Origin of the sequence: Streptomyces sp. NPDC018610 (assembly GCF_044391765.1) — a bacterium.
Taxonomy (GTDB): domain Bacteria; phylum Actinomycetota; class Actinomycetes; order Streptomycetales; family Streptomycetaceae; genus Streptomyces.
On the sequence record NZ_JBISAL010000012.1, the window covers coordinates 172,324 to 192,589 of the forward strand.

At 72.6% G+C, this 20,266-nt stretch carries 12 protein-coding genes; 9 read left to right on the forward strand and 3 right to left on the reverse strand.

The window, feature by feature from the left end; all coding sequences use genetic code 11:
* Window positions 1–148: 148 nt before the first annotated feature.
* Both ACH5A8_RS28955 and ACH5A8_RS28960 read left to right on the forward strand, forming a co-directional pair.
* The gene (locus ACH5A8_RS28955; protein WP_399006853.1) at window positions 149–3,796 is read left to right on the forward strand and encodes an AAA family ATPase; all 3,648 of its coding nucleotides are present in this window, start codon (window positions 149–151) and stop codon (window positions 3,794–3,796) included.
* A gap of 315 nt (window positions 3,797–4,111) precedes the next feature.
* Window positions 4,112–5,527: a sugar porter family MFS transporter gene (locus ACH5A8_RS28960; RefSeq protein ID WP_399006855.1), complete on the forward strand. Its 1,416-nt coding sequence runs from the start codon at window positions 4,112–4,114 to the stop codon at window positions 5,525–5,527.
* 203 nt (window positions 5,528–5,730) lie between these two features.
* Here the strand turns inward: ACH5A8_RS28960 and ACH5A8_RS28965 are convergent, their stop codons facing one another.
* Entirely contained in the window at window positions 5,731–5,955 is a 225-nt protein-coding gene (locus ACH5A8_RS28965; RefSeq protein WP_399006857.1) for a hypothetical protein, read from the reverse strand.
* A 306-nt stretch (window positions 5,956–6,261) separates the two neighbouring features.
* On the reverse strand, window positions 6,262–7,722 hold the full coding sequence (locus ACH5A8_RS28970) for a cytosine permease (protein ID WP_399006859.1): 1,461 nt from the start codon (window positions 7,720–7,722) through the stop codon (window positions 6,262–6,264).
* 194 nt (window positions 7,723–7,916) lie between these two features.
* Here ACH5A8_RS28970 and ftsY point away from each other — a divergent pair, with 194 nt between their 5' ends.
* On the forward strand, window positions 7,917–9,128 hold the full coding sequence (gene ftsY / locus ACH5A8_RS28975; protein ID WP_399006861.1) for a signal recognition particle-docking protein FtsY: 1,212 nt from the start codon (window positions 7,917–7,919) through the stop codon (window positions 9,126–9,128).
* Between the two features lie 105 nt (window positions 9,129–9,233).
* Here the strand turns inward: ftsY and ACH5A8_RS28980 are convergent, their stop codons facing one another.
* Window positions 9,234–9,896 carry a bifunctional DNA primase/polymerase gene (locus ACH5A8_RS28980; RefSeq protein ID WP_399006863.1) on the reverse strand — a complete coding sequence of 221 codons (663 nt, stop codon included), beginning with the start codon at window positions 9,894–9,896 and terminating at the stop codon, window positions 9,234–9,236.
* A gap of 449 nt (window positions 9,897–10,345) precedes the next feature.
* Between ACH5A8_RS28980 and ACH5A8_RS28985 the strand changes: the two genes are divergently transcribed.
* The 6 genes from ACH5A8_RS28985 (at window position 10,346) to ftsH (ending at window position 20,226) form a co-directional block, all read left to right on the forward strand.
* Window positions 10,346–11,827 (forward strand): hypothetical protein, encoded by a 1,482-nt coding sequence (locus ACH5A8_RS28985; protein WP_399006865.1) that lies wholly within the window; start codon window positions 10,346–10,348, stop codon window positions 11,825–11,827.
* Between the two features lie 461 nt (window positions 11,828–12,288).
* Window positions 12,289–13,638 carry an ammonium transporter gene (locus ACH5A8_RS28990; protein WP_399006867.1) on the forward strand — a complete coding sequence of 450 codons (1,350 nt, stop codon included), beginning with the start codon at window positions 12,289–12,291 and terminating at the stop codon, window positions 13,636–13,638.
* Window positions 13,635–13,973, forward strand: coding sequence for a P-II family nitrogen regulator (locus ACH5A8_RS28995; protein ID WP_039656487.1), 339 nt, complete (start codon window positions 13,635–13,637; stop codon window positions 13,971–13,973). Before ACH5A8_RS28990 ends, ACH5A8_RS28995 begins: the two co-directional genes overlap by 4 nt.
* 25 nt (window positions 13,974–13,998) lie before the next feature.
* Window positions 13,999–16,464: a [protein-PII] uridylyltransferase gene (locus tag ACH5A8_RS29000; protein WP_399006869.1), complete on the forward strand. Its 2,466-nt coding sequence runs from the start codon at window positions 13,999–14,001 to the stop codon at window positions 16,462–16,464.
* A 117-nt stretch (window positions 16,465–16,581) separates the two neighbouring features.
* Window positions 16,582–18,132, forward strand: a complete 1,551-nt coding sequence (gene ffh, locus ACH5A8_RS29005; RefSeq protein WP_399006871.1) for a signal recognition particle protein — start codon at window positions 16,582–16,584, stop codon at window positions 18,130–18,132.
* 108 nt (window positions 18,133–18,240) lie between these two features.
* Window positions 18,241–20,226 carry an ATP-dependent zinc metalloprotease FtsH gene (gene ftsH / locus ACH5A8_RS29010; protein ID WP_399006873.1) on the forward strand — a complete coding sequence of 662 codons (1,986 nt, stop codon included), beginning with the start codon at window positions 18,241–18,243 and terminating at the stop codon, window positions 20,224–20,226.
* Window positions 20,227–20,266 lie beyond the last annotated feature (40 nt).

The window sequence follows — 20,266 nt, forward strand, 5'->3', positions numbered from 1 at the left end:
CTTCTTTCTTGCCCCCCGCCCCCGGCCTTCCCCCGCGCATCCTTTCACCCTCTTCAACGTCTGGTGTGCCCTGCATGCTCTCGGGTGAAACCGCGCGGTCGCGAGGGTTCGTGGAGTGGTCTGTCGGCGGCGGGTAGAGTCCGACGGCGTGCACCTCAAGGCCCTGACCCTCCGCGGCTTCAAGTCGTTCGCCTCCGCGACCACGCTCCGCTTCGAACCGGGGATCACGTGCGTCGTCGGCCCGAACGGCTCGGGCAAGTCCAACGTCGTGGACGCGCTCAGCTGGGTCATGGGCGAGCAGGGCGCCAAATCGCTGCGCGGCGGCAAGATGGAGGACGTCATCTTCGCCGGCACCACCGGCCGCCCCCCGCTGGGCCGCGCCGAGGTGTCCCTGACCATCGACAACTCCGACGGGGCCCTGCCCATCGAGTACGCCGAGGTCACCATCACGCGGATCATGTTCCGCAACGGCGGCAGCGAGTACCAGATCAACGGCGACACCTGCCGTCTCCTGGACATCCAGGAACTGCTGTCCGACTCCGGCATCGGCCGCGAGATGCACGTCATCGTCGGACAGGGCCAGCTCGACTCCGTCCTGCACGCCGACCCCACCGGCCGCCGCGCCTTCATCGAGGAGGCCGCCGGCGTCCTCAAGCACCGCAAGCGCAAGGAGAAGGCGCTCCGCAAGCTGGACTCGATGCAGGCCAACCTCTCCCGCGTCCAGGACCTCACCGACGAACTGCGCCGCCAGCTCAAGCCGCTGGGCCGCCAGGCCGCGGTCGCCCGGCGGGCCGCCGTCATCCAGGCCGACCTGCGCGACGCCCGCCTGCGCCTGCTCGCCGACGACCTCGTACGCCTCAGGCAGGCACTGGACGCCGAGATCGCCGACGAGGCCGCCCTCAAGGAACGCAAGGAGGCCGCCGAACGGGAACTGGCCGGTGCGCTCAGGCGCGAGGCCGGCCTGGAGGACGAGGTGCGCCGCCTCACCCCGCGCCTCACCCAGGCCCAGCAGACCTGGTACGAACTCTCCCAGCTGGCCGAACGCGTCCGCGGCACGATCTCCCTCGCCGACGCCCGGGTCAGGAGCGCCACTTCCGCGCCCGACGAGGAGCGGCGCGGCCGTGACCCCGAGGACCTGGAGCGCGAGGCCGCCCGCGTCCGAGAGCAGGAAGCCGAACTGGAGGCCGCCCTGGAGGCCGCCCAGCGGGCGCTGGAGGACACCGTCGCCCACCGCGCCGAGCTGGAGGGCGAACTCGCCGCCGAGGAACGCCGCCTCAAGGACGCCGCCCGGGCCATCGCCGACCGCCGCGAGGGCCTGGCCAGGCTCGCCGGCCAGGTGAACGCGGCCCGTTCCCGCGCCGGCTCCGCCCAGGCCGAGATCGACCGTCTGGCCGCCGCCCGCGACGAGGCCCAGGACCGCGCCGTACGGGCCCAGGAGGAGTACGAGGCGCTGAAGACCGAGGTCGACGGCCTGGACGCCGACGAGGACGAACTCGCCGAGCGGCACGAGACGGCGAAGACCGCGCTGGCCGAGGCCGAGGCCGCGTTCACCGCCGCCCGCGAGGCGGCCACCGCCGCGGAACGCGAACGCGCGGCCACCCGGGCCCGGCACGACGCCCTGGCGCTGGGGCTGCGCCGCAAGGACGGCACCGGCGCCCTGCTCGACGCCGCGGACCGCCTCACCGGACTGCTCGGCCCGGCGGCCGGACTCCTCACCGTCGCCCCCGGCCATGAGACCGCCCTCGCCACCGCCTTCGGCACGGCGGCCGACGCGCTCGCCGTCACCACCCCCACCGCCGCGGCCGACGCCCTGCGCCTGCTGCGCAAACAGGACGCGGGCCGGGCCGCGCTCCTGCTCGCCGGAGCCCCGGAAGACCCCGTGACGGCCCCGGCCGCGCCCCCGGCGTCGTCCCCGGCGGCCACCGGGGCGACGGACGGCCCGGTGGTTCCGGCCGCCCCCGGGCCCGGCCCCGGCCCGGACGGTCCCGTCGCCGGGCGCCCCTTCGCCGCGGACCTCGTCAGCGGACCCGTCGAACTCATGCCCGCCGTGCGCAGGCTGCTGCACGGCATCGTCGTCGTCGACACCCTGGAGGACGCCGAGGAGCTGGTCCGCGCGCACCCGCGCCTCACCGCCGTCACCGCCGAGGGCGACCTGCTCGGGGCGCACTTCGCGCACGGCGGGTCGGCCGGCGCGCCCAGCCTGCTGGAGGTCCAGGCCTCCGTGGACGAGGCAGCCGCCGAGCTGGCGGAACTCGCCGTGCGCTGCGAGGAGCTGGCCGAGGCGCAGCAGCGGGCCGGGGAACGGCGCAAGGAGTGCGCCGCGCTGGTCGAGGAGCTGGGGGAGCGGTGGCGGGCCGCCGACCGGGAGAAGTCGGCGGTCGCCCAGCAGCTCGGCCGGCTCGCCGGACAGGCGCGCGGCGCCGCGGGCGAGGCCGAACGCTCCACGGCCGCCGCCGCCCGCGCCCAGGAAGCCCTCGACGACGCCCTCCAGGAGGTGGCGGAACTCGCCGAACGGCTCGCCGTCGCCGAGGAGGCGCCCGTCGAGGAGGAACCCGACACCTACTTGCGTGACCGGCTCGCCGCGGACGGGGCCAACGCCCGCCAGACCGAGATGGAGGCCCGCCTCCAGGTCCGCACCCACGAGGAGCGCGTCAAGTCGCTGGCCGGCCGCGCCGACTCCCTCGACCGGGCCGCCCGCGCCGAACGCGAGGCACGCGCGCGCGCCGAGCAGCGGCGTGCCCGGCTGCGCCACGAGGCGGCCGTCGCCGGGGCCGTCGCCTCCGGCGCCCGGCAGCTGCTGGCGCACGTCGAGGTCTCCCTCGGCCGCGCCGAGCGGGAGCGCGCCGCCGCCGAGGACGCCAAGGCCCTGCGCGAGCAGGAGCTGACCGCCGCCCGCACCGAGGGCCGCGACCTGAAGGGCGAGCTCGACAAGCTGACCGACTCCGTGCACCGCGGCGAGGTGCTGGGCGCCGAGAAACGGCTGCGGATCGAGCAGCTGGAGGCCAAGGCCCTGGAGGAGCTGGGCGTGGAGCCGGCCGTCCTGGTGGCGGAGTACGGGCCGAACCAGCTCGTCCCGCCCTCGCTGCCCGCCGAGGGCGAGGAGCTGCCCGAGGACCCGGACCATCCCCGCAACCGGCCCCGGCCCTTCGTGCGGGCCGAGCAGGAGAAGCGGCTCAAGGCCGCCGAGCGCGCCTACCAGCAGCTCGGCAAGGTCAACCCGCTGGCGCTGGAGGAGTTCGCGGCCCTGGAGGAGCGCCACAAGTTCCTCAGCGAGCAGCTCGACGACCTGAAGAAGACCCGCGCCGACCTGCTCCAGGTCGTCAAGGAGGTGGACGAGCGCGTCGAACAGGTCTTCACCGAGGCCTACCGGGACACCGCGCGCGAGTTCGAGGGCGTCTTCAGCCGGCTCTTCCCCGGCGGCGAGGGCCGGCTCGTGCTGACCGACCCCGAGAACATGCTCACCACCGGCGTGGACGTCGAGGCGCGCCCGCCGGGCAAGAAGGTGAAGCGGCTGTCGCTGCTCTCCGGCGGCGAGCGCTCGCTGACGGCCGTCGCGCTGCTGGTCTCCATCTTCAAGGCCAGGCCGAGCCCGTTCTACGTCATGGACGAGGTCGAGGCGGCACTCGACGACACCAACCTCCAGCGGCTCATCCGGATCATGCAGGAGCTGCAGGAGGCCTCGCAGCTGATCGTGATCACGCACCAGAAACGCACGATGGAGGTCGCCGACGCGCTGTACGGCGTCTCCATGCAGGGCGACGGCGTCTCGAAGGTCATCAGCCAGCGCCTGCGCTGACCCCGCCCCCGGCCCCTTGGTCATCAGCCGGCGCCCGCGCCGACCCCGCGCAGGCCCCTCGCCCCCTTCGTCCGTTTCGTGATCAGGGCCCCGCGTGCACACGTGACTTCGGGGTAGACGGACCTTGTCCGATACTTGATTTCAATACTTGAACGCAAGCTCGCCACGCGGGTGGGTCAAAGTCACAGCAGGGGAACTCTTGACTTCGAAAATTGAAGGCATAGTCTCTGCAACGTTGCTTTTACCTTCAGGTCTCACGATCTGAGGGCAGACCCCCCACCCCGGCAGCGTTGCCGGTGTGCCCGAGGAGTACACGTGACCAGCACAGCGCAGGCACCCAGGCCAGGAGCCACGGCTCACCCCGATCATCTCGGGCACGTCATCTTCATCGCCGCGGCGGCGGCCATGGGCGGCTTCCTCTTCGGCTACGACAGCTCCGTGATCAACGGCGCCGTCGAGGCCATCCGGGACCGCTATGACGTCGGTTCCGCGGTGCTGGCGCAGGTCATCGCCATCGCACTGATCGGCTGCGCCATCGGCGCCGCGACCGCCGGCCGCATAGCCGACCGCATCGGCCGCATCCGCTGCATGCAGATCGCCGCGGTCCTGTTCACCATCAGCGCCGTCGGCTCGGCCCTGCCCTTCGCCCTGTGGGACCTCGCCATGTGGCGGGTCATCGGCGGCTTCGCCATCGGCATGGCCTCGGTGATCGGCCCGGCCTACATCGCCGAGGTCTCCCCGCCCGCCTACCGCGGCCGGCTCGGCTCCTTCCAGCAGGCCGCGATCGTCGTCGGTATCGCCATCTCCCAGCTGGTCAACTGGGGCCTGCTCAACGCGGCCGGCGGCGACCAGCGCGGCAAGCTGATGGGCCTGGAGGCCTGGCAGGTCATGCTGGGCGTCATGGTCGTCCCGGCCGTCCTGTACGGCCTGCTCTCCTTCGCGATCCCCGAGTCCCCGCGCTTCCTGCTCTCCGTCGGCCGCCGTGAGCGGGCCCGCGAGATCCTGGCCGAGGTCGAGGGCAAGGACGTCGACCTCGACGCGCGCGTGCACGAGATCGAGAGCGCCATGAAGCGCGAGCACAAGTCCACCTTCAAGGACCTGCTCGGCGGCGGCTTCTTCTTCAAGCCGATCGTCTGGATCGGCATCGGCCTGTCGGTCTTCCAGCAGTTCGTCGGCATCAACGTCGCGTTCTACTACTCCTCGACGCTGTGGCAGTCGGTCGGCGTCGACCCGTCGCAGTCGTTCTTCTACTCCTTCACGACATCGATCATCAACATCGTCGGCACCGTGATCGCGATGATCTTCGTGGACCGCGTCGGCCGTAAGCCGCTCGCCCTGGTCGGCTCGGCCGGCATGGTCGTCGGCCTGGCGCTGGAGGCCTGGGCGTTCTCGCACCCGCTGGTCGACGGCAAGCTGCCCGCCACACAGGGCTGGGTCGCCCTGGTCGCCGCCCACGTCTTCGTCCTCTTCTTCGCCCTGTCCTGGGGCGTGGTCGTGTGGGTCTTCCTCGGCGAGATGTTCCCGAACCGGATCCGCGCCGCCGCCCTCGGTGTGGCCGCCTCCGCGCAGTGGATCGCCAACTGGGCCATCACCGCGAGCTTCCCGTCGCTGGCCGACTGGAACCTCTCCGGGACGTACATCATCTACACGGTCTTCGCCGCGCTCTCCATCCCGTTCGTCCTCAAGTTCGTCAAGGAGACGAAGGGCAAGGCACTGGAGGAGATGGGCTGAGCCCACGGGAGCCGCGCGCCCGGACTCCGTACGGAGCCCCGCGAACCCGCGGCTCCCCCGGCCCCCCCGAGGCCGAGGAGACGGGCCCAATCCCCGCTGCCCTCTCCTCGTATCCACCGCCGCCCCCGCCGGTTCCGACCGGACGGGGGCGGCGGTTTCGCATGCGACGGGCCGCGGTCCCGGGGGCCGACGGCCGACGCCGGTCACCGGACCAGGACACCGCCGCCGAACCCCAGGGCCTTGCGGGCGCCGTCCCCGACGATCCCGAGCCGGACCGCGATCCGGCCCCGGTGCTCCTCGGCGTGCTCCTCGGCGTGCTCCTGGACCGTCCGTGGCCGCCCGGTCCGCAGCGCGACCTCGGCCAGCCGCTCGCGCGGCAGGGCGACCTCGCGCAGCGGCCCCGGCCCCTGCTCGGCCTCGACCCTCATGATCTCCTCGGCCGGCACCGGCGGTGACCGCGCGCCCAGCGAGCGTACGGACTCCGGACCCCGCCCCCCCGTACGCCAGGACCCGGAACCGCCGCCGGGACCGGAACACCTCGTCCGGCGCGTCGAGGACGCGCGTCTCTCCGTCAGGCACCCGGACGAAGCCCACCACCAGCACAGTCATGGGGATCAGTGCGGCACGCGCCGCCGCGCGGGGGCCACGGAGTTCCGGCGCCCCGCAGACACGCGGAAGTCCCCCTCCGGTCAGGCGGGAGGGGGACTTCGGTACGTGAGGCGGGTGCGCGGGGCTCAGACGGTCAGCGACTCCGGCTGTCCGGCGCGCTCCCCGGTGGCCTCCTCGGCGGCCGGCGTCACCACGGCCGGCTTGGGCAGCGCCAGGTACAGCAGGCCGGAGACCACGATCGTGGCGACCCAGCCGAGGCCGTACTCGCCGATGACGTTGCCCGTCGCGAGGGGGCCGGTGAACCAGTCCGAGGTGGTGAACATCAGGCCCGCTGCCAGACCGATCGCCCACGCCGCCACCGCGGCGGGCGAGAAGCCGCCCCGGTACCAGTAGGCGCTGGTGCGCGTGGTGTCGGCCATGGCCCGGCCGTCGTACTCGGTGCGCCGCAGCATGTCCGCGCCGAAGACGCCGACCCAGGCGGAGAAGGCGACCGCGAGCAGCGACAGGAAGGCGATGAACGAGCCCATGAAGCTGGTCGCCACCAGCATCAGCACCCCGCCGAAGGCCAGCGAGATGACGGCGTTGACCGAGACCGCCCAGTGCCGCGGCACCTTGAAGCCGAGGGTCTGCGCGGTGAAGCCCGCCGAGTACATCGACATCGAGTTGATCAGCAGCATGCCGACCAGCGCCGTCAGCAGGTACGGCACCGCGATCCAGGTCGGCAGGATCTCGCCGAGGAAGGAGACCGGGTCGGCGGCCGAGGCCAGATCGGGCGTGGAGACCGCCATCACCGCGCCCATCAGCACCATCGGCAGCACGACGACGCCGGCGCCGCCGACCGAGGTGCCGACGATCGCCTTGGAGGAGGCGGTGCGCGGCAGGTACCGGGTGAAGTCCGGCGCGGTCGGGATCCAGCTGACGCCGCCCGCGGCGATCATGCCGATCCCGGTGATGACCGCGGCCGTGGAACCGGCGGAGTGGTCGAAGACCGCCGACCAGTCGGTGTCCACGACCAGATAGCCGAGGACCAGCACCGAGAAGACGCCGAACAGGTAGGCGGCGTACTTGTTGCACTTCTGCACGGCGTTGATGCCGAGCCCGGAGATCGCGAAGGTGGCGACGACGAACGCCAGCAGCGTCACCAGGTCCAGCGCGCTGTTCGCGGACACGCCGAACAGGATCTTCAGGATGGTGAGCACGGCGTACGCGCCGGTCACCGCGTTGATCGTCTCCCAGCCCCAGCGGGCGATCCAGATCAGCGAACCGGGCAGCAGGTTGCCGCGCTGGCCGAACACCGCGCGGGACAGCGCCATGCCGGGCGCTCCGCCGCGCTTGCCCGCGATGCCGATCAGCCCGACCAGGCCGTACGACACGACGGGCGCGGCGACGGCCACGACGAGCGCCTGCCAGAAGTTCAGGTGGTACGCCACGACGAGGCTGGCGCCCATGGTGAGCAGCAGCACGCTGATGTTGGCGCCGACCCAGGTGGGGAACAGCTCACGGGTCCTGGCGGTGCGCTCATGGTCGGGCACCTGTTCGATGCCACGGGTTTCCAGGGCGCCGTCGGTCTCGGCGGTCTTGCTCATGAAGAAGGGTCCGGCCTCGTTCGTGGGGGGAGAGGGCGCCGTCGTGGGGAACGGCGACGTCGGGACTCTACGCGTACGGACGCGATGCACACCATCGTACTTTGATCCGACTCATGCCATTCGGTGGCGATTGTCTCCTGGCGGAAGCCACAAACGGCCTCCGGCCGGGACCCATGGCTGATACTGGACGCGTTATGGAAACCATCATCCTTGCTGTAGTCATCGCCGTGGTGGTGCTCGGCGCGCTCGGCGGGCTCGTCGTCGGCAGCCGGCGCCGCAAGCCGCTGCCCCCGCCGCCGCCCGGTCCGCTCGACATCACCGCCCCTCCGGCCGAGCCGCAAGTCGGCGAAGAGGCCGAGACGCCGCGCGAGGAAACGCGGCGGACGATCGAGGAGGTGGACCTCCCCGACGCGTCTTCTCCCGTCGTCGTGGAGGAGCCGCCCGTCGTCGAGGAGTTTCCGGCACCCGCGATCGAGGTCCCGGAGCCGACGGCCGGCCGTCTGGTCCGGCTCCGCGCCCGCCTCTCCCGGTCGCAGAACGCCCTGGGCAAGGGCCTGCTCACCCTCCTGTCCCGCGAGCACCTCGACGAGGAGACCTGGGAGGAGATCGAGGACACCCTGCTGACCGCCGACGTCGGCGTGCAGCCCACCCAGGAGCTGGTCGAGCGGCTGCGCGAGCGGGTTCGCGTGCTCGGCACCCGCACCCCCGCCGAGCTGCGCACCCTGCTGCGCGAGGAACTGCTCACGCTGGTCGGCACCGACGTCGACCGCACGGTGCGCACCGAGCCGGACGGCCGCAAGCCGGGCATCGTGATGGTCGTCGGCGTCAACGGCACCGGCAAGACCACCACCACCGGAAAGCTCGCCCGCGTCCTGGTGGCCGACGGGCGCACGGTCGTCCTCGGCGCCGCCGACACCTTCCGCGCCGCCGCCGCCGACCAGCTGCAGACCTGGGGCGAGAGGGTCGGCGCCCACACCGTGCGCGGCCCGGAGGCCGGCGACCCCGCCTCCGTCGCCTTCGACGCGGTGAAGGAGGGCAAGGAGATGGGCGTCGACGTGGTGCTCATCGACACCGCCGGCCGCCTGCACACCAAGACCGGGCTCATGGACGAGCTCGGCAAGGTCAAGCGCGTCGTCGAGAAGCACGCCCCGCTGGACGAGGTGCTGCTCGTCCTCGACGCCACCACCGGACAGAACGGCCTGGTCCAGGCCCGGGTCTTCGCCGAGGTCGTCGACATCAGCGGCATCGTGCTGACCAAGCTGGACGGCACGGCCAAGGGCGGCATCGTGGTCGCCGTCCAGCGCGAGCTGGGCGTGCCGGTCAAGCTGATCGGTCTCGGCGAGGGCGCGGACGACCTCGCGCCGTTCGAGCCGGAGGCGTTCGTTGACGCCCTCATCGGAGACTGACCGGTCTCCCTCACCCACCACAGCGCCCGTCCCCGGAACCAGGGGGACGGGCGCTGTCGTACGAGCGGGCAGCCCGCGCGGGGCGGGGCCGAGGACGGGGCCGGGCTACGCCCGTGAACGGAGGGCCACGTACGCCAGCGTGCCCAGCAGCAGACGGGCCTCCGGCGGGTTCGCCGTGTCCAGGGCGGGGCGCCGCAGCCAGCGGACCGGGCCGCGGCCGCCGCGGTCGGAGGGCGGGGCCGTCAGGTACGCGCCCGGTCCGAGACCGCGCAGATCGAGGGCGGCGGGGTCGTCCCAGCCCATGCGGTACAGCAGGGCGGGCAGCTCGGCGGCGGCGCCCGGGGCGACGAAGAAGTGGGCGCGGCCGTCCGGGCTCACGGTCACCGGGCCCAGGGGGAGGCCCATGCGCTCCATCCGGGCCAGGGCGCAGCGCCCGGTGCCCTCGGCCACCTCGATCACGTCGAACGCGCGCCCGACCGCCAGCATGACCGCGGCCCCCGGCACCTCGGCCCACGCCCTGGTCACCTCGTCGAGCGTGGCTCCGGCCGGGATCGCCGGGGCGAACTCCAGGGGATGGGCGCCCGGCGCCGCGCAGTCGGCACGGCCGCACGAACAGGCGCCGCCGACGGCCCGCGCGCCGCGCGCCACGTCCCAGCCCCACAGTCCCGTGTACTCGGCCACCGCCGTGCACTCCGACGAGCGGTACGACCGGCCGCGCCGTCGCGTGCCGGTACGGTTCTCGCGCATGCCGCCGATCGTGAAGCCCATGCCCCCTCCAACGGGTCCGCCGCCTCGATGGTTACGCGGCGGATGCGTGCGGTGACTCTCCGTCTTCGAGTCCCTGCCCGGCGCCGCGGAGTTCAGACGGCGTCCGGAAGCACTCGGGGTGGTGCGGTCGGCGACGCGCGCCCTCCGGTGCACCGCTCCACCCGCTCGTGGACGTGTGGTGTCAAGTGAATCGCGACATGGCCGCCGAGAGTTCATTCGAAGGGGTGGCGAATGGTGGCGTTTCCAGGATCCGCATGGCCGTACCGGTGATCGTGGGATTACTGTGAGTGTGCGAGTCCTGGGGGCACATCCGCTCGTGGGTATGCCGGAGGCAAGTCGCCTTCCCGTTCGAAGGCCGAGAACCGACGGACGGGCGGCGGTGCCGACCGGCATTCTGATAGGGCTTGGCGCACTCAGCGACAAGTGGTCTCAGGAATGGGGGCGTTCCAGTGAGCGGCAACGGCGGTGGCGGGACGAACGCTGCGAGTGGGGACAAGCGCCCGAACGAACTGCTCGCCTCGTGGTTCGTGCGCAGCGGCTGGTCCAAGGGCGAGCTCGCCCGCCAGGTCAACCGCCGGGCCCGTCAGTTGGGCGCCAACCACATCTCCACCGACACCTCCCGCGTGCGCCGCTGGCTGGACGGGGAGAATCCGCGCGAGCCGATCCCCAGGATCCTGTCGGAGCTGTTCTCCGAGCGCTTCGGATGCGTGGTCTCCGTGGAGGACCTCGGCCTGCGCAGCGCCCGCCAGTCGCCCTCCGTGACCGGCGTCGACCTGCCCTGGACGGGCCCGCAGACGGTGGCCCTGCTCAGCGAGTTCTCCCGCAGCGACCTGATGCTGGCGCGGCGCGGCTTCCTCGGGAGCTCGCTGGTGCTGTCGGCCGGCCCGTCGCTGATCGAGCCGCTGCAGCGCTGGCTCGTGCCCACGCCCCCGTCCCCCTCCCGCGAGCCCGAGCCGGCCGCGGCCCGCCGCCCCGGCCGGCTGTCCCGCCCCGAGCTGGAGCTGCTGGAGACCACCACCAAGATGTTCCGGCAGTGGGACGCCCAGTGCGGCGGCGGCCTGCGCCGCAAGGCGGTCGTCGGCCAGCTGCACGAGGTGACGGACCTCCTCCAGGAACCGCAGCCCGAGGCCACCACCAGGCGGCTGTTCAAGGTCGCCGCGGAGCTCGCCGAACTGGCCGGCTGGATGAGCTACGACGTCGGGCTGCAGCCCACCGCGCAGAAGTACTTCGTGCTCGCCCTGCACGCCGCCAAGGAGGCCGGCGACAAGCCGCTGGGCTCCTACGTCCTGTCCAGCATGAGCCGGCAGATGATCCACCTCGGCCGGCCCGAGGACGCGCTGGAACTCGTCCACCTCGCCCAGTACGGCAGCCGCGACTGCGCCGGCCCGCGCACCCAGTCCATGCTGTATGCGATGGAGGCCCGCGCCTACGCCAACATGGGCCAGCCCGGCAGGTGCAAGCGCGCGGTGCGGATGGCCGAGGACGCCTTCGCCGACGCCGAGGACTGGGACGAGCCGGACCCCGACTGGATCCGCTTCTTCTCCGAGGCCGAGCTGTACGGCGAGAACAGCCACTCCTACCGCGACCTCGCCTACGTCGCCGGCCGCAGCCCCGCGTACGCCTCGCTCGCCGAACCCCTCATGGAGAAGGCCGTCCAGTTATTCGCCGACGACCGTGAACACCAGCGGTCCTACGCGCTCAACCTCATCGGCATGGCCACCGTCCACCTGCTCCAGCGCGAGCCCGAGCAGAGCACCCGCTATGTCACACAGGCCATGAAGGTGGCCAAGAAGGTCCGCTCCGAGCGCGTGAACACCCGTATCCGCAAGACCGTCGACAACGCCGTACGCGACTTCGGCGACCTCAGCGAGGTCATCGACCTCACCGAGCAGCTCGCCGCCGAGCTACCCGAGACGGCCGAGGCCGTCTGAGACACCGGCGGCCCACCGAACCCCGGCCGCGGCCGGCCCTCCCGAACTGCCCGACTCGGCTCCCCCATGCCAGGTCATCGGAAGGCCGCCCGCGGCCGGACCTCTGCCGACCGAACCCTTTCCCCGGCCGAACCCTTTCCCCGGCCGGTCCTCGCGCCCCGGCGCTCCCGCGCCTGCGGCCCCCGCGCGCCCGGCTCCCCGTGGTTCCCCCATCTCTTCGCACTCCGCGTCCTGCCCGGCTCGCCGTGCCTTTCGGCGCGTCCCCGCGCGCACGCGATTCACCGACGCGTAACACAGCAGGCGTCTTCGTCACCCCGGCGAAACAACGAGGGGCGTCCACCGAAACCGCGCTGCGTCAATCTCATGGCGCATAACCGGCCCACCCCTCATGGCCGGGAATCGCTTCCCGGACCGCCCGAGGCCTCACCCGCACGGGCCTACCGACCGACGAGGAGACGCCGATGGCACCAGCCGTCATGCTCGCGGCGGACGCACCCAAGCTGTCGTCCGCCAACACAGGCTTCATGCTCATCTGTTCCGCCCTGGTGATGCTGATGACCCCGGGCCTGGCCTTCTTCTACGGAGGCATGGTCCGCGTCAAGAGCACCCTCAACATGCTGATGATGAGCTTCATCAGCCTCGGGATCATCACCATCCTCTGGGTCCTCTACGGCTTCTCCATGGCCTTCGGCGCCGACAAGGGCTCACTCGTCGGCTGGACCTCCGACTTCGTCGGCTTCGGCGGGATCGGCAAGACGGACCTGTGGCCCGGATACACCATCCCGGTCTTCGTCTTCGCCGTCTTCCAGCTGATGTTCGCGGTCATCACACCGGCCCTGATCAGCGGCGCCCTGGCCGACCGGGTGAAGTTCACCGCCTGGTCGCTGTTCGTGGTGCTGTGGGCGACGATCGTGTACTTCCCCGTCGCCCACTGGGTCTGGGGGACCGGCGGCTGGGCCTTCGACCTCGGTGTGATCGACTTCGCCGGCGGCACCGCCGTCCACATCAACGCCGGCGCGGCGGCGCTCGGCGTGATCCTCGTCATCGGCAGGCGCGTCGGCTTCAAGAAGGACCCGATGCGCCCGCACAGCCTCCCGCTGGTCATGCTGGGCGCGGGCCTGCTGTGGTTCGGCTGGTTCGGCTTCAACGCCGGCTCCTGGCTCGGCAACGACGACGGCGTCGGCCCGCTGATGTTCGTCAACACCCAGATCGCCACCGCCGCCGCCATGCTCGCCTGGCTCGGTTACGAGAAGATCCGCCATGGCGCCTGCACCACGCTCGGCGCCGCCTCCGGCGCGGTCGCCGGCCTCGTCGCCATCACTCCCTCCGGCGGCGCGGTCTCCCCGCTCGGCGCGATCGCGGTCGGCGCCATCGCCGGCGTGCTGTGCGCCATGGCCGTCGGCCTGAAGTACCGGTTCGGCTACGACGACTCCCTCGACGTCGTCGGCGTCCACATGGTCGGCGGCGTCATCGGCTCCCTCCTGGTCGGCCTGTTCGCCAGCGGCAGCGGCCAGTCCGACGTCAAGGGCCTCTTCTACGGCGGCGGCCTCGACCAGTTCTGGAAACAGTGCGCCGGCGTCTTCGCCGTCCTCGCCTACTCCCTCGTCGCCTCCGCCGTCCTCGCCTTCCTGATCGACAGGACGATCGGCATGCGGGTCACCGAGGACGAGGAGATCTCCGGCATCGACCGCGCCGAGCACGCCGAGACCGCGTACGACTTCACCGGCGCGGGCGGCGGCGTCATCGCCACCGCCTCGGCCGGGCAGGGCAGCGCGGCGCAGGGCAAGCAGAACAAGAAGGTGGACGCATGAAGCTCATCACCGCCGTCGTGAAGCCGCACCGGCTGGACGAGATCAAGGAGGCCCTCCAGGCCTTCGGCGTCCACGGCCTCACCGTCACCGAGGCCAGCGGCTACGGCCGCCAGCGCGGACACACCGAGGTCTACCGCGGCGCCGAGTACACCGTCGACCTGGTGCCCAAGATCCGTATCGAGGTGCTGGCCGAGGACGACGACGCCGAACAGCTCATCGAGGTCGTCGTCAAGGCGGCCCGCACGGGCAAGATCGGAGACGGCAAGGTCTGGTCCCTGCCGGTCGAGACGGCCGTACGGGTGCGCACCGGCGAACGCGGCCCGGACGCGCTCTGACAGCCACGAGGACAGGAGTCGCCGGGTGACGGACACCGACGTGCCCAACCGAGCGAAGGACCCAGGACCCGGCGGCTACGCGGCGGCCCGGCTGCGTCTCCTCACCGAGGAGACGCAGCCGGGGCCGCCGCGCCGTGCCGCCCTCGCCGCCCTCACCGACGACTGGCTGGCCGCCCTCCACGACGCCGCGGCCCAGGACCTTCCCGGGGTGTCCCTGATCGCCGTCGGCGGCTACGGCCGCGGCGAGCTCTCCCCGCGCAGCGACCTCGACCTGGTCCTGCTGCACGACGGCTCGGCCCCCGAGGCGGTCACCGCCCTCGCCGACCGCCTCTGGTACCCCGTGTGGGACCTCGGGATCGCCCTCGACCACTCGGTCCGCACCCCGGCCGAGGCCCGCAGGACGGCGGCGGACGACCTCAAGGTCCAGCTCGGCCTGCTGGACGCGCGGCACCTGGCGGGCGACCGCGGGCTGACCACCGCGCTGCGCACCCAGGTCCTCGCCGACTGGCGCAACCAGGCCCCCCGCCGCCTTCCCGAACTGCGGGACCTGTGCGCCGAGCGCGCCGAACGCCAGGGCGAACTCCAGTACCTGCTGGAACCCGACCTGAAGGAGGCCCGCGGCGGTCTGCGCGACGCCACCGCCCTGCGGGCCGTCGCCGCCTCCTGGCTCGCCGACGCCCCCCGCGAGGGCCTGGCCGACGCCCGCCGGCGGTTCCTGGACGTGCGTGACGCCCTCCACCTGACGACCGGCCGCGCCACCGACCGGCTCGCCCTCCAGGAACAGGACCAGGTGGCGGCCCGGCTGGGGCTGCTCGACGCCGACACCCTCCTGCGCCAGGTCTACGAGGCGGCCCGCGTCATCTCCTACGCCGGCGACGTCACCTGGCGCGAAGTGGGGCGCGTTCTGCGCTCGCGCGCCGCGCGTCCGAGACTGCGCGCCCTCCTCGGCGGCGGAAGGACCGGCCTCGCGGAGCGGACCCCGCTCGCCGAAGGCGTCGTCGAACAGGACGGCGAGGTCGTCCTCGCCCGCACCGCGCGCCCCGAACGCGACCCCGTCCTCCCGCTGCGCGCCGCGGCCGCCGCAGCGCAGGCCGGCCTCCCGCTCTCCCGGCACGCCGCGCGACGTCTGGCGGCCACCGCGCGCCCCCTGCCCACCCCCTGGCCGGCCGAGGCCCGCGAACAGCTCGTCACCCTGCTCGGCTCCGGCCGCCCGACCGTGCAGGTCTGGGAGGCCCTGGAGGCGGAAGGGGTGATCAGCCGGCTCCTGCCCGACTGGGAGCGGGTGCGCTGCCGCCCGCAGCGCAACGCCGTCCACGTCTGGACCGTCGACCGCCATCTGATCGAGACGGCCGTACGCGCCGCCGGCTTCACCCGCCGCGTCCACCGCCCCGACCTCCTCCTCGCCGCCGCCCTCCTCCACGACATCGGCAAGGGCTGGCCCGGCGACCACTCGGTGGCCGGCGAGACCATCGCCCGCGACGTCGCCGGCCGGATCGGCTTCGACCGCGCCGACGCGGCCGTGCTCGCCGCCCTGGTCCGCCACCACCTGCTGCTCGTCGAGACCGCCACCCGCCGCGACCTGGACGACCCCGCCACCGTCCGCGCCGTCGCCGACGCGGTCGGCACCCACGGCACGCTGGAGCTGCTGCACGCCCTGACCGAGGCGGACGCCCTGGCCACCGGCCCCGCCGCCTGGTCCTCCTGGCGCGCCGGTCTCGTCGCCGACCTGGTCCGCCGGGTGGCCGCCCTCCTCGCCGGCGACATGGACGGCGGCCCCGAACCCGCCACCGCGCCCAGCGCCGAACAGGAACGGCTCGCCGTCGAGGCCTTCCGCACCGGCGGCCCGGTCCTGGCGCTGCGCCCGCAGACCGAACCCCCGGCGGAGGACCCGGCGCACGCACCCGAACCGCGCGCACCCGAACCGCTCGGCGTCGAACTGGTCCTCGCCGTCCCCGACCAGCCCGGCGTGCTCCCGGCGGTCGCCGGCGTCCTCGCCGTGCACCGGCTCACCGTCCGCACGGCCGAGCTGCGCAGCCTGGACCTGCCCGACGGCGTCGACGACTCCACCGTCCTGCTGCTGGACTGGCGGGTCGCCGCCGAGTACGGCTCACTGCCCCGGGCGGACCGGCTGCGCGCCGATCTGGCGCGGGCGCTGGACGGCACCCTGGGCATCGCCGGCCGCCTCGCCGAGCGCGACGCCGCCTATCCGCGCCGCCGGGGCGTCGTGCCGCCCCCGCCGCGGGTGACGGTCGCCGCGGACGCCTCCCGGCACGCCACCGTGATCGAGGTCCGTGCCCAGGACGCGCCCGGCCTGCTGTTCCGTCTCGGGCAGGCCCTGGAGGACGCGAAGGTACGGGTGCGGAGCATGCACGTCAGCACGCTCGGAGCCAACGCGGTCGACGCCTTCTACGTCACCGGCCCCGACGGCGCCCCGCTGCCGCGGGAGGAGGCGGCCTCGGTGGCCCGGCGGCTGGAGGAGGCGCTGCGGTGACCCGTCCCCGGTGAGACGTCCCCGCCCACTGGAGGCGGGCGGGGACGATTCGCTCGCGGGGCCGGATACCCTGGAGGGCAGCCCAAGACGACTCCTACCCCGAGGACCGACGCCGCCGTGTTCGATACTCTCTCCGATCGCCTCTCAGCGACTTTCAAGAACCTGCGCGGCAAGGGGCGGCTGTCCGAGGCGGACATCGACGCCACGGCGCGCGAGATCCGCATCGCCCTCCTCGAAGCGGACGTGGCCCTGCCGGTCGTCCGCACGTTCATCAAGAACGTCAAGGAGCGTGCCCTCGGCGCCGACGTCTCCCGGGCCCTCAACCCGGCCCAGCAGGTCCTGAAGATCGTCAACGACGAGCTCGTCACCATCCTCGGCGGCGAGACCCGCCGGCTGCGCTTCGCCAAGCAGCCGCCCACCGTGATCATGCTCGCGGGTCTCCAGGGCGCCGGCAAGACCACCCTCGCGGGCAAGCTCGGCCGCTGGCTCAAGGAGCAGGGCCACTCCCCGCTCCTGGTCGCCTGCGACCTCCAGCGCCCCAACGCCGTCAACCAGCTCAGCGTCGTCGCCGAGCGGGCCGGCGTGGCCGTCTACGCCCCCGAGCCGGGCAACGGCGTCGGCGACCCGGTCAAGGTCGCCAAGGACTCCATCGAGTTCGCCAAGTCCAAGGTCCACGACATCGTGATCGTGGACACCGCCGGCCGCCTCGGCATCGACGCCGAGATGATGCAGCAGGCCGCCGACATCCGGGACGCGGTCGGGCCCGACGAGATCCTCTTCGTCGTCGACGCCATGATCGGCCAGGACGCGGTCAACACCGCGGAGGCCTTCCGCGACGGCGTCGGCTTCGACGGCGTGGTGCTCTCCAAGCTCGACGGCGACGCCCGCGGCGGCGCGGCCCTGTCGATCCGGCAGATCACCGGCAAGCCGATCATGTTCGCGTCCAACGGTGAGAAGCTCGACGACTTCGACGCCTTCCACCCGGACCGGATGGCCTCCCGCATCCTCGACATGGGCGACCTGCTCACCCTGATCGAGCAGGCGGAGAAGACGTTCAGCCAGGAAGAGGCCGAGAAAATGGCCTCCAAGCTGGCGTCGAAGAAGGGCCAGGACTTCACCCTGGACGACTTCCTGTCCCAGATGGAACAGGTCAGGAAGATGGGCAGCATCAGCAAGCTGCTCGGCATGCTGCCCGGCATGGGGCAGATCAAGGAGCAGATCAACAACATCGACGAGCGCGACGTCGACCGCACCGCCGCGATCATCAAGTCGATGACCCCGGGCGAGCGCCAGGACCCGACGATCATCAACGGCTCGCGCCGCGCCCGTATCGCCAAGGGTTCCGGCGTCGAGGTCAGCGCCGTGAAGAACCTGGTCGAGCGGTTCTTCGAGGCCCGCAAGATGATGTCCCGCATGGCCCAGGGCGGCGGCATGCCCGGCATGCCGGGGATCCCGGGCATGGGCGGCGGCCCCGGCCGCTCCAAGAAGCAGCCGAAGAAGGCCAAGGGCAAGCAGCGCTCGGGCAACCCGATGAAGCGCAAGCAGCAGGAGCAGGAGGAGGCCGCGCGCCGCGCCGCCGCGGCCCAGGGCGGCGGTGCCCTCGGGCTGCCGCAGCAGGGCGCCGAGGACTTCGAGCTGCCGGACGAGTTCAAGAAGTTCATGGGCTAGGGTCTTTCGTCTCCGCGACCGGAACGACGGTTTCGAGGGCGCCCCTTCCACGCGGAGGGGGCGCCCTCAGCGCGTGCCGGGCGCCGGCATCTGCCGTAACGTCCAGATATGAGCAATGCCGCGCCACCACGCAAGGCCCCAGACCAGCCGTGGCGCACCGAGGGCACCCCTGACCAGCCGCCCAGGCGGTCCGGTGGCAGGAGGACGCGCGGCAGATGGTGGGGGCTGCTCGTCACGGCGGTGATCGTCTTCCTGCTCGCCTACGCCGGGCTGAGCTACTACAGCAGCGGCGGCGAGCCGACGATCTCGTACACCGAGTTCAGCAGGCAGGTCGACTCGGGCAACGTCGGCAAGATCTACGCCAAGGGCGACGCCATCCAGGGCCAGCTGAAGACCGCCCGGAGCAAGCCCGGCGGCCACGGCACCTACACCAAGTTCAGGACCCAGCGGCCGTCCTTCGCCGACGACAGGCTCTGGCAGAGCCTGAGCAGCCACGGTGTCACGGTGACCGCGCAGCCCGTCGTGCAGGAGCGCGGCCTGCTGTCCAACCTGCTGCTGTCGCTCGCGCCGATCGCGGTCCTGGCCGCGCTGTGGGTCTTCTTCGCCCGGCGGATCGGCTCCGGGCTCGGCGGCCCCGGCGGTCTGCTGGGCCGCAAGACACCGCCGCGGCCGGTCGAGCTGCAGCCGGGCACCCAGCGCACCACCTTCGCCGACGTGGCCGGCATCGACGAGGTCAAGGGCGAACTCGACGACGTCGTCGACTTCCTCAAGCACCCCGACGACTACCGCCGCATGGGCGCCAAGATGCCCCGCGGCGTGCTGCTCACGGGACCGCCGGGTACCGGCAAGACACTGCTCGCCCGGGCCGTCGCGGGCGAGGCGGGCGTGCCCTTCTTCTCCGCGTCCGCGTCCGAGTTCATCGAGATGATCGTCGGCGTCGGCGCCTCCCGGGTGCGCGAGCTGTTCGCGGAGGCCCGCAAGGTGGCCCCGTCGATCATCTTCATCGACGAGATCGACACCATCGGCCGGGCGCGCGGCGGCGGCGCCTCGATGGGCGGCCACGACGAGCGCGAGCAGACGCTGAACCAGATCCTGACCGAGATGGACGGCTTCTCCGGCTCCGAGGGCGTGATCGTCCTGGCCGCGACCAACCGCGCCGACGTCCTGGACCCGGCCCTGACCCGGCCCGGCCGTTTCGACCGGCTGGTCCAGGTGGCGCCGCCGGACCGGGGCGGACGCGAGGCGATCCTGAGGATCCACACCCGGGAGATCCCCCTCGCCCCCGGCGTGGACCTGGGCCGGGTGGCCCGCACCACCCCGGGCATGACCGGCGCCGAACTGGCCAACCTCGCCAACGAGGCGGCGCTGCTCGCGGTCAAGCGGCGTCAGCGGCAGGTGACGCAGACCGACTTCTCCCAGGCCCTGGAGAAGGTGCAGCTCGGCGCCGAACGCGCCCTGGTGATGCCCGAGGAGGAGCGCCGGCGCACCGCGTACCACGAGAGCGGCCACGCGCTGCTCGGCATGCTCCAGCCCGGCGCCGACCCCGTCCGCAAGATCACCATCGTCCCGCGCGGGCGGGCGCTCGGCGTGACCCTCTCCACACCCGAGTCCGACAAGTACGCGTACACCGAGGAGTACCTGCGCGGCCGGATCATCGGCGCGCTCGGCGGCATGGCGGCCGAACACGTGGTCTACGACGTCATCACGACCGGCTCGGAGAGCGACCTCGAACAGGTCACCAACATCGCCCGCGGGATGGTGGCCCGCTGGGGCATGAGCGAGCACCTGGGCCGGCTCTCGGCCCTGCCGAACGACGCCCAGCAGGCCTACGGGCTCGCCGCCGCCCCGCAGACCCTGGACGCCATCGACACCGAGATGCGGCGCATCGTCGACGAGTGCTACGAGGAGGCCTGCCGCAAGCTGCGCGACCACCGCCCGCAACTGGACGCGCTGGCCGCGGCCCTCCTGGAGAACGAGACCCTGGAGGAGGCCGACGCCTACCGGGTCGCCGGGATCACCCGCCTGAAGAAGGACCTGGAGGCGAGCGCGGACGTCGCGGCCGACGAGGGCCACATCCCGGGCCGGGACGCCTAGGGCGTGTTTCGAAAGTGGCGCAATACACCTGGACGAGTTG